This is a genomic window from Sphingobium sp. B10D7B, assembly GCF_025961955.1.
In the GTDB taxonomy this organism is placed as follows: domain Bacteria; phylum Pseudomonadota; class Alphaproteobacteria; order Sphingomonadales; family Sphingomonadaceae; genus Sphingobium.
Genome location: NZ_JAOQOQ010000001.1, coordinates 1,291,613 through 1,304,570 on the forward strand (window position 1 = coordinate 1,291,613; position 12,958 = coordinate 1,304,570).

The following is a 12,958-nucleotide window of genomic DNA, read 5'->3' on the forward strand; positions in this document are numbered from 1 at the left end:
GACTTCCATGGGGAGCAGGCACATGACGGCGAGCTTGAAGCTTATCGACGGCGAGAAGAACGTGGGAACCATGGAACGGCAGAAAGCACTCGAAGCAGCACTGGCGCAGATCGATCGCGCCTTCGGCAAGGGCTCGGCGATGAAGCTGGGCTCCAAGGAGGCGATGCAGGTCGAGGCGATTTCCACCGGCAGCCTGGGCCTTGATATCGCGCTTGGCGTCGGCGGCCTGCCGCGCGGTCGCGTGATCGAGGTCTATGGCCCGGAAAGCTCGGGCAAGACCACGCTGGCGCTCCATGTGATCGCCGAGGCGCAGAAGACGGGCGGCACGGCGGCCTTTATCGACGCCGAGCATGCGCTCGATCCGGTCTATGCCCGCAAGCTGGGCGTGAACATCGATGAATTGATCGTCTCGCAGCCGGATACCGGCGAGCAGGCCCTGGAGATCACCGATACGCTGGTGCGCTCCAACGCCATAGACGTGTTGGTCGTCGATTCGGTCGCGGCGCTGGTGCCCCGCGCCGAGATCGAGGGTGAGATGGGCGATAGCCATGTCGGCCTGCAGGCGCGGCTCATGTCCCAATCGCTGCGCAAGCTGACCGGCTCGATCAGCCGCTCGCGCTGCATGGTGATCTTCATCAACCAGCTGCGCATGAAGATCGGCGTGATGTACGGCAATCCGGAGACGACCACGGGCGGCAATGCCCTGAAGTTCTACGCCTCTGTCCGTCTCGACATTCGCCGGACCGGCCAGATCAAGGATCGTGACGATATCGTCGGCAACGCCACGCGCGTGAAGGTGGTCAAGAACAAGGTCGCGCCGCCGTTCAAGCAGGTCGAGTTCGACATCATGTATGGCGAAGGCATTTCCAAGGTCGGCGAGATTCTGGACCTGGGCGTCAAGGCCGGTGTGGTCGAGAAGTCGGGCGCGTGGTTCTCCTATGATTCCGTGCGGATCGGGCAGGGGCGTGAGAACGCCAAGAACTTCCTGCGCGAAAATCCCGAAATGATGGACAAGCTCGAGCGCACCATCCGCGCGCGCACCGAGGCTGTGGCCGAGGGCATGATGACCGGGCCGGACAGTGACGAGGCAAGCGAGGATTGATCTTTCGGGCGGCCTGATCGTGCACAAGCACGGTCAGGTCGTCGTCTGGCAGTGGCGTCGCATGAGTAGCGCGCTGCGCAGCCCAAGCGATCATGAAGCTGCGCTTGCGACTGGTCATCGGATTTTGGTCGCGATTTTCCGTTCACTCACCGCTTGTCGGCGGCTGCGGCTTCCCCTAATCGCTCGTCCATGACGTCGACCAACGATATCCGCCGCGCGTTCCTCGATTATTTCGGGGCCAATGGTCATGAGATCGTGCCTTCCGCGCCGCTCGTGCCCAATAACGATCCCACGCTCATGTTCGTGAACGCCGGCATGGTGCCGTTCAAGAATGTGTTCACTGGGCTTGAGAGCCGCCCCTACAAGACGGCGACCTCCTCGCAGAAGTGCGTGCGTGCGGGCGGCAAGCACAACGATCTCGATAATGTCGGCTATACCGCGCGGCACCTCACCTTCTTCGAGATGCTCGGCAATTTCTCGTTTGGCGATTATTTCAAGGAACGCGCCATCGAGCTGGCGTGGACGTTCGTCACGCGCGAACTCGGCCTGCCCAAGGATCGGCTGCTGGTCACGGTCTATCACACCGATGACGAGGCATTTGGCTACTGGAAAAAAATCGGCCTGCCGGACGAGCGCATCATCCGCATCGCGACCAAAGACAATTTTTGGTCGATGGGCGATGATGGCCCATGCGGCCCCTGTTCTGAAATCTTCTACGATCATGGTCCGGACGTGCCCGGTGGGCCTCCGGGTTCGCCCGATGAAGATGGCGATCGGTTCGTCGAGATCTGGAATCTCGTCTTCATGCAGTTCGAGCAGCTGGGCGGCGAAATCGTCGGCGATTTGCCGCGTCCGTCCATCGACACCGGCATGGGCCTCGAACGCGCGGCTACGGTCATTCAGGGCGTGCATAGCGTCTTCGATACCGACCAGTTCCGGGCTCTGATCGATCTGTCCGCCACGCTGACCAAAACGTCGGCAAAAGGCGAGCAGGCCGCCAGCCACCGCGTCATCGCTGACCATCTGCGTTCGGCGGGCTTCCTGATTGCCGATGGCGTGCTGCCGGCCAATGAGGGGCGCGGCTATGTGCTGCGGCGGATCATGCGCCGCGCCATGCGTCATGCGCATCTGCTGGGTGCCGCCGAGCCGTTGATGCACCGGCTCGTTGGCGGTCTCAGCGCGGAAATGGGCGCGGCCTTCCCGGAATTGATCCGCGCCCAGCCGCTGATTGAGGAAACGCTGCTGCGCGAGGAAACCCGATTTCGGCAGACGCTCGACAAGGGTCTCAAGCTGCTGGACGAAGCCGTGGCCGGTCTGCCGACGGGCGCGACGCTGCCCGGCGACACCGCGTTCAAGCTCTACGACACCTACGGCTTCCCTTACGATCTGACCGAAGACGCGCTGCGTGCCCAGGGTCTCACCGTCGACCGCTCCGGCTTCGACGCGGCCATGGCAGCCCAGAAGGCCGCCGCGCGCGCCGCCTGGAAAGGCTCCGGCCAGAAGGCATCGGAAGACGTCTGGTTCGATATTGCCGAGAGCGAGGGATCGACTGAGTTCACCGGCTATCTGAGCGAAGCCGGTGAGGGTCGCGTGGTCGCGCTGGTCAAGGATGGTGCTCGCGTCGAGCAGGCGCAGGCCGGCGAGAGCGTGACCATCGTCACCAATCAGACGCCCTTTTATGGGGAGAGCGGCGGCCAGGCAGGCGATACCGGTCGGATCAGCAAGTCAGATGGGCTGTCGGCGACTGTCTCGGACACCGCCAAGCCCCTGGGCCGTCTTCACGCCCATCAGGCGAGCATCGAGGCCGGGCGAATCGCCATTGGTGATATCGTCCACATGGAGGTCGATGCCGCCCGCCGTGCGCGCGTACGCGCCAATCACAGCGCCACGCACCTGTTGCACGCCGCGCTCCGCAAGACGCTCGGCCCGCATGTGACCCAGAAGGGCAGCCTCGTCGCGGAAGACCGGCTGCGCTTCGACTTCTCGCATCCCGAGGCGCTCACCCCGGCGCAGATCGCGCGGGTCGAGGCCGATGTGAACGCGCAGATTCGCGGCAATGCCGAGGTCAGCACGCGCCTCATGTCGCCGGACGATGCGATTGCCGCCGGCGCCATGGCGCTGTTCGGCGAGAAATATGGTGACGAAGTGCGCGTGCTCTCCATGGGCACGGGCGACGAGGGCACCTATTCGGTTGAGCTGTGCGGTGGCACCCATGTGCGTGCGCTGGGCGACATCGCGCTCTTCAAGATCGTGGGCGAAAGCGCGGTTGCCAGCGGCGTGCGCCGGATCGAGGCGCTGACCGGGGAGGCGGCGCGCTTGTGGCTCACGCAGCGCGACGAGCAATTGCGCGCCATCGCCACGACCTTGCGGACGACGCCCGAGGATGCGACGGCCCGCGTGGCCGCGCTGGCCGAGCAGAGCCGCAAGCTGGAGCGCGAGCTGGCCGAAGCCAAGAAGGCGCTCGCACTGGCCAGCGCATCGGGCGGCGGCGCTTCGGCTGAGGCTGCGCCCGAGATCGTCAATGGCTACAAGGTTCTCGCCCAGCAATTCGATGGGCTCGACCCCAAGGGGCTGCGCGGCCTGGTGGATGACGCCAAGGGCCGGCTTGCCAGCGGCATCGCCGTCGTCATCGCGGTGAATGACGGGCGCGCGAGCATCGCGGCCGGCGTGACCGACGATCTGACCGGCACGTTCAGCGCTGTCGATCTGGTCCGGCTCGGCGTGGCTGCGCTGGGCGGGCAGGGTGGCGGCGGTCGCCCGGATATGGCGCAGGGTGGCGGTCCGGACGGTTCGGCTGCACCGGCGGCGATCGAGGCGATCAAGGCGCGCATCGCGCAGGGCTAACGAGGCGCTGAACGGGGGAGGGCAGACCTCTCGGTCCGGCCGGCTCCTGTGTGGGAGACGATCCATGACGCCGAAGTCGCTCATTACCTATCCCATCCACCTCGCGCGGGGCGGTAAGGCCGTGACACAGCCGGCTATGACCTCCGATCCGGCATGGTATGCCGCCTATGACGCACGCCATGGCGGAGATGGCGCAGACGGCCGCCTGGTCAGCGCCTATCGTTTCAGCAGCAATTGGTCGATGTGGGAGCGGCATCCGCTCGGCGAAGAAATCGTCTATTGCATCGCCGGCTCCGTGACGCTGCGGCAGCGCGCGGACGATGGCACGGAAACCCATGTTGCGCTCTCCGCCGGCGCCTATGCGATCAACCCCGCCAATGTCTGGCACACGGCGGATGCTGCCGGAGAGGTGGAACTGCTGTTCATCACCCCGGGCAGCGGAACCGAGCACGAGCCGCGCTAGCGGCGGCCTGCGTTCAGGCGGGGCCGTTCGCTTCCCCCAGTCGCCGACTCCGCAGCCGCGGCGCGACGTCGAGTTCCGCCGCCGCCTTGATCTCATTCTGCAAGTCTTCGCGCTTCTGGTGCACGGACGCGATCACGGGTCCCATGGGCAGGCCGAGGTCCACCAGCGCGGTCTCGGCGAGATGCAGTGAGCTTTCCAGCGTCTCCGGCACCGCGTCGCTTGCGCCGGCCCGATAGAGTTGCGCGGCGTGGGTGGTGTCCCGTGCTCGCACGATGATCGGCAGATCGTCCAGCCAGCCCCGCACGCGATTGGTGACGCGCATCGCCAGCACCGGGTCGTCCATGGTGATAATGAGCGCCTGCGCGCGCCCGAGTCTCAGTCGATCGAGCGTGTCGGGGCGTGACACATCGCCGAATTGGACGGTGTAGCCCTCCGCCCGGGCCTGCGCGACGATATCGATGTCGTTCTCCACTGCCACATAGGGCACCTCATGCACGCGCAAGAGATCCGCGACAGTGCGGCCGACGCGGCCGAAGCCGAGGATGATGGCGGCGCGCGCATTGTCGTCAGTGTCGGTGCTATCCGGCTCCAGCGCATCCCGTTCGACCCGCCGGGCCATGCGATGCCCGAATTTGGCGAGGATGGGGGTGAGGGTGAGGCCGATGGCGGTGGCCATTTGCCAGAACGCCGCCGTCCCGGGGCTGATGAGATTGGCCGTCACGGCGCTCGCCAGCACGATGAGCGTCGTTTCCGAGGGGCTGCCCATCAGGATGCCGGTTTCCAGCGCCACCCCGCGCCGCGCGCCCGCAAGCCGCAGTAGCAGGCTGGTCACTGCCACCTTGGCGAGAACCACGCCGGTGATCGCGAGCAGCAACCCATCCCATTGCGCGACCAGGGCGACCGGATCGATCGCCATGCCCACGGTGATCAGGAAGACGCCCAGTGCCAGGCCCTTGAACGGCTCGGTCATGCCCTCGACCTGGCCGTGATAGTCGGTTTCCGCGATCAGAATGCCCGCGACCAGCGCGCCGACGATGGGCGAGAGACCGGCAGCGGTGGTGAGCAGGCTGGAGACCATTACCACAAGCAGGCTTGCCGCCAGAAAGACTTCGGGTCGCTTGGCCCGCGCCGCCTGTGCGAAGAGGCGGGGGAGCATGAAGCGCCCGCCGATCAGCAAGGCGAGGACGGCGAGACCCCCGGTCAGCAGGACGGTAGCAAGATTTTCCCAGCCATCGTCTGCGACATTGGGCGCCATGGCACCAAGCGCGAAGACGATCGGCACAAGCGCCAGATCCTCGAAGAGCAACATGCCGAACGCGGATTTGCCAACCGCCGAGTGCGTGCCGGCAATCGGCATGACGAGCGCCGTCGAGGAGAGGGAGAGGGCGAGGCCCAGGCCGATGGCGGCATACAGGCTGCTGCCAAGGAGGAGCATCCCGCCGCCGATCAGCGTGGCGCTGCCGAGCAGTTCCGCCGCACCGATGCCGAAGACGAATTTGCGCATCGACCACAGGCGTTTGAACGAAAGCTCCAGGCCGATGGAGAAGAGCAGCATGACGATGCCGAGCTCGGCAAAGGCAGTGATCGCCGATTCCCGCGAAATCGTCACATGGGAGAGCGCCGGATAGGCGCTGACGAACCGGCCGAGACCAAAGGGGCCGACCAGCAAGCCGACGAGGATGAAGCCGATGATCGGGCTGATGCGGAAGCGTGCGAAGGCAGGGATCACGAGGCCCGCCGCGCCGAGAATGACCAGCGCCTCGTTGAAGGTCTGGCTGCCGAACGTGCCGTGGATCATCGGATCAGTCCGCTCGGGCGAGTGGGCGGGAGGCCAGGGTGCGGGCGTACCGCAAGGAGGGAGGAGGGCGCTTCGAGCGTGGTTGACCCCATCGAAGCGCCCCCTTCAGGTCTTTAGGACCAGTTGCTCATTTCAGCTTCGAGGTTCCGGCGGATCGCCTCGAAGAACTGCTCGGTGGTCATCCAGGCCTGGTTCGGCCCGATGAGGATCGCGAGGTCCTTGGTCATCTCGCCATTTTCCACCGTCTGCACGCAGACGCGCTCCAGCGTCTCGGCAAAGCGGACGACGTCCGGCGTCTCGTCGAACTTGCCGCGGAACTTGAGGCCACCGGTCCACGCGAAGATCGAGGCGATCGGGTTGGTGGAGGTCGCCTTGCCCTGCTGGTGCTGGCGATAGTGACGGGTCACGGTGCCGTGCGCGGCTTCGGCCTCGACCGTCTTGCCGTCGGGCGACATCAGGACGGAGGTCATCAGGCCGAGCGAGCCGAAGCCCTGCGCCACGGTGTCCGACTGAACGTCGCCGTCATAATTCTTGCACGCCCACACGAACTTGCCGCTCCACTTGAGTGCGGCCGCGACCATGTCGTCGATCAGGCGGTGCTGATATTCGATGCCAGCAGCCGCGTACTTGTCCTTGAATTCACGGTCGAAAACGTCCTGGAACAGATCCTTGAAACGGCCGTCATAGGCCTTGATGATCGTGTTCTTGGTGGAGAGGTACAGCGGCCACTTGCGGTCGAGCGCATAGTTCATGGATGCGCGGGCGAAATCGATGATCGACTGGTCGAGATTGTACATCGACATGGCGACGCCCGAGCCAGGGAACTGGAAGACTTCGCGGTCGATCACTTGGCCATCGTCGCCTTCGAACACCAGACGCAGCTTGCCGGGGCCGGGCACGAGGAAGTCGGTGGCGCGATACTGATCGCCAAAGGCATGACGGCCGATCACGATCGGGTCGGTCCAGCCCGGCACCAGGCGGGGCACATTCTTGATGACGATCGGCTCGCGGAACACGACGCCGCCCAGAATGTTGCGGATCGTGCCGTTCGGCGACTTCCACATCTGCTTGAGGTTGAACTCCTCGACGCGCGCCTCATCAGGGGTGATCGTGGCGCACTTCACGCCGACGCCGTGCTTCTTGATCGCCTCGGCGGAATCGATGGTGATCTGGTCGTTGGTGCGGTCACGCTCTTCGACGCTCAGATCATAATAGTGAAGGTCGACGTCGACATAAGGCTTGATGAGCCGCTCGCGGATCCATTCCCAGATGATCCGGGTCATCTCATCGCCGTCGATCTCGACGATCGGATTTTTCACCTTGATCTTGCTCATGCGTGCCATGTTCCCTGTTCGATGTCGCTGGGGCCGCCGCGAACGCGCGCGGCAGGACCTTTCAGCATGCCTCTAGGGAAGGTCGCGGCGATGATCAACTGCCCTGGCCACGCATGAGAGGCTGATGTCGGGCGATTTATACCGCACGGCAGGCCTGTTTGGGCCGGCGGGGATTGTGCCCGGCGGCGGCTCACCCTAAACAGAGCCCATGACAACAGAATTTTCGGGCACGCAGCCGGTCGCGCCTTCACGGACAAGCGTCAAGTGGAGTTTCCCATCGGTTCACCCGGAGGGGCGGCGCTTTGGGGCGATTGCCGCTGCGATTACCCTCATTTTCGCCTTGATGGGCTGGTCGATCCTGGCCTGGCTGATGGTTGGCTTGACGCTTTGGGTGTTCGCCTTCTTCCGCGATCCCATCCGCGCCGTGCCGCAGGACGAGCGCGCGATCATCGCGCCGGCGGATGGGCTGGTGACCCTGATCCAGGTGGTTCCGCCCCCGCCGGAGATGCTCGGACCAGACAAGCTTGGAACCGAACCCATGACACGGGTTTCTATCTTCATGAGCGTGTTCGACGTCCACATCAATCGCACCCCGATCAGCGGCACCATCAAGGATGTCGTCTATATCAGCGGCAAGTTCGTCAATGCGGACCTGGACAAGGCCAGCGAAGACAATGAGCGCCAGCACATTCTGGTCGAGCGCAGCGATGGCGTGCGGGTGGGCTTCACGCAGATCGCTGGGCTGGTCGCGCGGCGGATCGTTCCTTTCGTCAAGCGCGGCGATATCGTCGCGGCAGGCCAGCGCGTCGGGTTGATCCGCTTCGGCAGCCGCGTGGACGTGTATCTCCCTGCCGGCACGGCGCCGCAGGTCGCGCTGGGCACGCATACGGTGGCCGGCGAAACGATCCTGGCGCATCTGGGCGAGAATCAGTCCGCTACGGCTGTGCTGCAATGAGGCCTCGCTCGGTTGGCGCGCCCATTGGCGGACCCGCGCCTGTTTCGGATCTGATATAATGGCGCGACCGCGTCCCATCGCCCGGATGAGCCGCGGCATCACGCTGCGTCAGGTCGCACCGAACGCCATTACGGCGATGGCGCTCTGCTTTGGTCTCACCGCCATTCGCTATGGCATTTCCGGTGAATGGCAGCTTGCCGTCGCGGCGATCATCTTTGCCGGCGTGCTCGATGGCGTGGACGGACGTGTCGCGCGCCTCCTGCGGGCGGACAGCCGCTTCGGCGCAGAGCTTGATTCGCTCTCGGACGCGATTGCCTTTGGCGTCTCGCCGGCGCTTCTTGTCTATCTCTGGTCCTTGCAATCCATGCCGCGCTTTGGCTGGATCGTCGCGCTGGTGCTGGCGCTCAGTTGCGCGCTGCGCCTCGCGCGCTTCAATGCCAGCCTTGATGTGATCGATCAGCCGCGCAAGGCTGCGGGTTTTCTCACTGGCGTGCCTGCCCCGGCCGGCGCCGGCATTGCTTTGCTGCCGCTCTATGCCTGGTTCATCACCGGATTGGACGTGTTCCGCGACTGGCGGCTTGTCGCCCCGTGGATCGTCATTTCGGCCTTCCTGATGATCTCCAGCCTGCCGACGCTGGGCTGGAAGGGGCTGCGCGTGCCGCCGGCCTGGCGCCTGTTCGCCATTCTGCTGGCCGGCATCTTCGCCGCGAGCCTGATGGTTGCGCCGTGGCACGCTTTGCTTCTGCTGTCGCTGGCATACATCGCGCTGCTGCCGGTCGGGCTGGTCAGCTACGCTCGAGTCAAGCGGCGGCTCGTGGCGGCATCGCTATCGCAAGGCTGAGGCCCGTCGCGGCGACGGGCTGTGCCGTGTGCCGCTGGCCGGCCCGCTCGGGCGTCCAACCTTCCAGATCCAGCGTCCGCAGGGCGCGCATCATCGCGCCATGGCGCAGGCGCAGTTCATGGACCATGATCGTCGCCGCCAAAGTCGCCGCAACCGCAAACAAGGCACATCCCAGAATATAGAACATCGTCGTCCCTTTCCTGTGTCCACAGCATCGCCATGGCTTGATGTTCACTATTTGTTCTTGTTCTCGCCGCCTGTCAAGCGTGATGTGCAGACTTGTGCTCCTGTCGGGCTTGGTCTAAGGGCGCGCGTCTAACCCACATGGGATTCGCCACATACCGGTGCCGCTTCGCGGTCACTGAATCCCAGAGGCTCAACCGGAAGGAGATATATTATGGCGGCACCCGTCGTCACCCTGCACCAATTGATCGAGGCCGGCGCACACTTCGGCCACCAGACGCACCGCTGGAATCCCCGCATGAAGCCGTACATCTTCGGCGAGCGCAACGGCATTCACATCCTCGATCTCTCGCAGACCGTTCCCCTCTTCGCCCGCGCGCTGGACTTCGTGTCCGCGACGGTCGCCGCTGGCGGTAAGGTGCTGTTCGTCGGCACCAAGCGCCAGGCGCAGGAGCCGATTGCCGAGGCTGCCCGTCGTTCGGGTCAGCACTTCGTCAATCACCGCTGGCTGGGCGGCATGCTCACCAACTGGAAGACCATTTCCGGCTCGATCAAGCGTCTCAAGACGCTTGAGGAGAAGCTGTCGGGTGACACCCACGGCCTCACCAAGAAGGAAGTGCTCCAGATGACGCGCGAGCGCGACAAGCTCGAGCTGTCGCTCGGCGGCATCCGCGACATGGGCGGCATTCCGGACGTGATGTTCGTCATCGACGTTAACAAGGAGGAGCTGGCGATCAAGGAAGCCAACACGCTGGGTATCCCGGTGGTCGCGGTTCTCGACTCGAACGTCGATCCGTCGGGCATCGCCTTCCCGGTTCCGGCCAATGACGACGCCAGCCGCGCCATCCGCCTCTATTGCGAGGCTCTGGCCCAGGCTGCGACCCGCGGCAACCAGAACGCCGCAGCGGCATCCGGCATGGACCTTGGCGCCATGGACGAGCCGCCGGCTGAGGAAGCGCTCGCGCAGGCCTGATCGGCGCCGTCAAACGCACGCAACAATGTGCGGGCAGGGCGCCGGATCGGGAACGATCCTGGCGCCCGCCTGACATCTGGCAACATTGAATTCGAGATTTGAGGAACAAGAGACATGGCAGAGATTACCGCAGCCGCCGTCAAGGAACTGCGCGAGCGCTCGGGCGCTGGCATGATGGACTGCAAGAAGGCGCTTGCCGAAACCAATGGTGACGTGGAAGCCGCAGTCGACTGGCTGCGCGCCAAGGGCCTTGCCGCCGCACAGAAGAAGTCGAGCCGCACCGCAGCCGAGGGCCTCGTGGTTGTGGCCGTCGATGGCACGCGCGGCGTTGCCGTCGAAGTGAACAGCGAGACGGACTTCGTCGCCAAGAACGATCAGTTCCAGGGCTTCGTCCGCACGGCGGGCGACGTGGCGCTCAAGAACGCCATCGGCGATGCCGAGGCCCTGCTGGCCGCGCCGCACCCGGCCGGCGGCACGATCAACGATGCGCTGGTGACCAATGTCGCCACCATCGGCGAAAACCAGCAGCTGCGTCGCGTGAAGGCTGTGTCGGTCGATCAGGGTCTGGTCATCGATTACATGCACAACGCCGTGGCGCCCTCGCTCGGCAAGATCGGCGTGCTCGTCGCGCTGGAGAGCCTGGCCGGTGCCGACGTGCTCGCCCCGCTCGGCAAGCAGATCGCCATGCACATCGCGGCGGCTTTCCCGGTCGCGCTCAAGGCTGAGGACATTCCGTCCGAAATCCTCGACCGCGAGCGCAAGATCGCGGCTGAGAAGGCTGCCGAGTCGGGCAAGCCCGCCGACATCGTCGCCAAGATGGTCGACGGTGCCGTGGCGAAGTTCGCCAAGGAGCAGGCGCTGCTCTCGCAGATCTTCGTGATGGACAACAAGACGCCGATCGCGGACGTCGTGGCCAAGGCCGCGAAGGATGCCGGCACGACCATCGTCCTCAAGGACTATGTGCGCTTCCAGCTCGGCGAAGGCATCGAGAAGGAAGAGAAGGATTTTGCGGCAGAAGTCGCAGCCGCCGTCGGCGCCTGATCCTTTCCTTCATTTATTACGCACCGGGCGCGCTCGGTGCTTGGCATGGCGGCGCGGGCTTACTAAGGTCCGCGCCGTTCCCGTCTCTGGAATTTGTTAGGCATTCATGACCACCACCGCCCCCAAGCGCATTCTCATCAAGCTCTCGGGCGAGGCCGCGATGGGGGCTCAGAGCTTCGGCATCGACCCGGGCACTGTCGCGCGCGTGGCCGGGGAAGTGAAGGAAGCCAAGGAATCCGGCTTCGAGATCTGTCTGGTGATCGGTGGCGGCAACATCTTCCGTGGCATGGCCGGGGCGGCGCAGGGCATGGACCGCGCCAATGCCGATTACATGGGGATGCTGGCGACCGTGATGAACGCGCTCGCTATGCAGGATGCGCTGGAGCATCTGGGCGTCGCGACGCGCGTGCAATCCGCCATTCCCATGGCCAGCGTCTGCGAGCCCTATATCCGTCGCCGCGCGCAGCGGCATCTGGAGAAGGGGCGGGTGGTGATCTTCGCCGCTGGAACCGGCAATCCCTATTTCACGACGGACAGCGGCGCGGCGCTGCGTGCAGCCGAGATGAGCTGCGATGCGCTCTACAAGGGCACGTCGGTCGATGGCGTCTATGATGCCGATCCCAAGCTCGTCGACTCCGCAAAGCGTTTTGATCGCGTGAGTTACGATCAGGTGCTCACACAAAATCTCAAGGTGATGGATGCCAGCGCCGTGGCGCTGTGCCGCGATAACGCCATTCCCATCATCGTGTTCAACATTCGCGAGCAGGGCAACCTTGCCCGCGTGCTGCGCGGCGAGGGTGTCTCGACCCTGGTCGACAGCGGTCGCTAGGTTCATCGGAGAGGCAAGATGGCAAAATATGACAAGGCTGATCTGGAGCGCCGCATGGCAGGCGCCGTTGAAGCGCTCCAGCACGATCTGAACGGGCTGCGCACGGGCCGCGCCAATGTGGGCCTGCTCGATCCCGTGATGGTCGAGGTGTATGGCGCCAAGATGCCGCTCAATCAGGTCGCGACCGTCTCCGCGCCGGAACCGCGCCTGCTCTCCGTGCAGGTGTGGGACAAGTCCAATGTCGGTCCGGTCGACAAGGCGATCCGCTCGGCGGGCCTTGGCCTCAACCCGATTGTGGATGGGCAGAATGTCCGTCTGCCGATCCCCGATCTGACCGAAGAGCGCCGCAAGGAACTCGCCAAGCTGGCCGGCCAATATGCCGAGAAGGCGCGCGTCGCTGCCCGCAACGTCCGCCGCGATGGCATGGACAATCTGAAGACGGACGAGAAGAAGGGCGAGATCAGCGAAGACGAGCGCAAGCGCGCCGAAGCTGACGTGCAGAAGCTCACTGATTCGACCATAGCGGATATCGATGCGGCAGCGCAGGCGAAGGAAAAGGAAATCCTTGGCAAATAACCCCTCCTTCGACTGCCGA

General features: G+C 64.6%; 12 protein-coding genes. 9 read left to right on the top strand and 3 right to left on the bottom strand.

Annotation, left to right across the window (positions count from 1 at the left end; genetic code table 11):
- Window positions 1-22: 22 nt before the first annotated feature.
- From recA to M2331_RS06100, 3 genes are all read left to right on the top strand, one after another.
- Window positions 23-1,102: a recombinase RecA gene (recA, locus tag M2331_RS06090; RefSeq protein WP_181559446.1), complete on the top strand. Its 1,080-nt coding sequence runs from the start codon at window positions 23-25 to the stop codon at window positions 1,100-1,102.
- A gap of 189 nt (window positions 1,103-1,291) precedes the next feature.
- Window positions 1,292-3,946 carry an alanine--tRNA ligase gene (alaS, locus tag M2331_RS06095; RefSeq protein WP_181559447.1) on the top strand — a complete coding sequence of 885 codons (2,655 nt, stop codon included), beginning with the start codon at window positions 1,292-1,294 and terminating at the stop codon, window positions 3,944-3,946.
- 64 nt (window positions 3,947-4,010) lie between these two features.
- Window positions 4,011-4,409: a cupin domain-containing protein gene (locus tag M2331_RS06100; protein ID WP_181559448.1), complete on the top strand. Its 399-nt coding sequence runs from the start codon at window positions 4,011-4,013 to the stop codon at window positions 4,407-4,409.
- Between the two features lie 13 nt (window positions 4,410-4,422).
- Here M2331_RS06100 and M2331_RS06105 read toward each other — a convergent pair whose 3' ends face one another.
- Together M2331_RS06105 and M2331_RS06110 are read right to left on the bottom strand one after the other, a co-directional pair.
- Entirely contained in the window at window positions 4,423-6,207 is a 1,785-nt protein-coding gene (locus tag M2331_RS06105) for a cation:proton antiporter (RefSeq protein ID WP_181559449.1), read from the bottom strand.
- Between the two features lie 113 nt (window positions 6,208-6,320).
- Window positions 6,321-7,541, bottom strand: coding sequence for an NADP-dependent isocitrate dehydrogenase (locus tag M2331_RS06110; RefSeq protein WP_181559450.1), 1,221 nt, complete (start codon window positions 7,539-7,541; stop codon window positions 6,321-6,323).
- Window positions 7,542-7,749: 208 nt separating this feature from the next.
- Here M2331_RS06110 and M2331_RS06115 point away from each other — a divergent pair, with 208 nt between their 5' ends.
- Window positions 7,750-8,496 carry a phosphatidylserine decarboxylase gene (locus tag M2331_RS06115; protein WP_181559451.1) on the top strand — a complete coding sequence of 249 codons (747 nt, stop codon included), beginning with the start codon at window positions 7,750-7,752 and terminating at the stop codon, window positions 8,494-8,496.
- Window positions 8,497-8,554: 58 nt separating this feature from the next.
- Entirely contained in the window at window positions 8,555-9,337 is a 783-nt protein-coding gene (locus M2331_RS06120) for a CDP-alcohol phosphatidyltransferase family protein (protein WP_181559452.1), read from the top strand.
- Here M2331_RS06120 and M2331_RS06125 read toward each other — a convergent pair.
- Window positions 9,297-9,524 (bottom strand): hypothetical protein, encoded by a 228-nt coding sequence (locus M2331_RS06125; protein WP_181559453.1) that lies wholly within the window; start codon window positions 9,522-9,524, stop codon window positions 9,297-9,299. The two genes, M2331_RS06120 and M2331_RS06125, sit on opposite strands and share 41 nt — an antisense overlap.
- Before the next feature lie 210 nt (window positions 9,525-9,734).
- On the opposite strand from M2331_RS06125, the gene rpsB reads away from it, so the two are divergent.
- The 4 genes from rpsB to frr all read left to right on the top strand — a co-directional run bounded on the left by rpsB (window position 9,735) and on the right by frr (window position 12,939).
- A complete protein-coding gene (rpsB, locus tag M2331_RS06130) occupies window positions 9,735-10,493 on the top strand; it encodes a 30S ribosomal protein S2 (protein ID WP_181559454.1) in 759 nt (252 codons plus the stop codon).
- 114 nt (window positions 10,494-10,607) lie between these two features.
- Window positions 10,608-11,534, top strand: coding sequence for a translation elongation factor Ts (tsf, locus tag M2331_RS06135; RefSeq protein WP_181559455.1), 927 nt, complete (start codon window positions 10,608-10,610; stop codon window positions 11,532-11,534).
- A gap of 106 nt (window positions 11,535-11,640) precedes the next feature.
- The gene (pyrH, locus tag M2331_RS06140; RefSeq protein ID WP_181559456.1) at window positions 11,641-12,363 is read left to right on the top strand and encodes a UMP kinase; all 723 of its coding nucleotides are present in this window, start codon (window positions 11,641-11,643) and stop codon (window positions 12,361-12,363) included.
- Between the two features lie 18 nt (window positions 12,364-12,381).
- Window positions 12,382-12,939 carry a ribosome recycling factor gene (gene frr / locus M2331_RS06145; RefSeq protein WP_181559457.1) on the top strand — a complete coding sequence of 186 codons (558 nt, stop codon included), beginning with the start codon at window positions 12,382-12,384 and terminating at the stop codon, window positions 12,937-12,939.
- The last annotated feature ends 19 nt before the right edge of the window (window positions 12,940-12,958 follow it).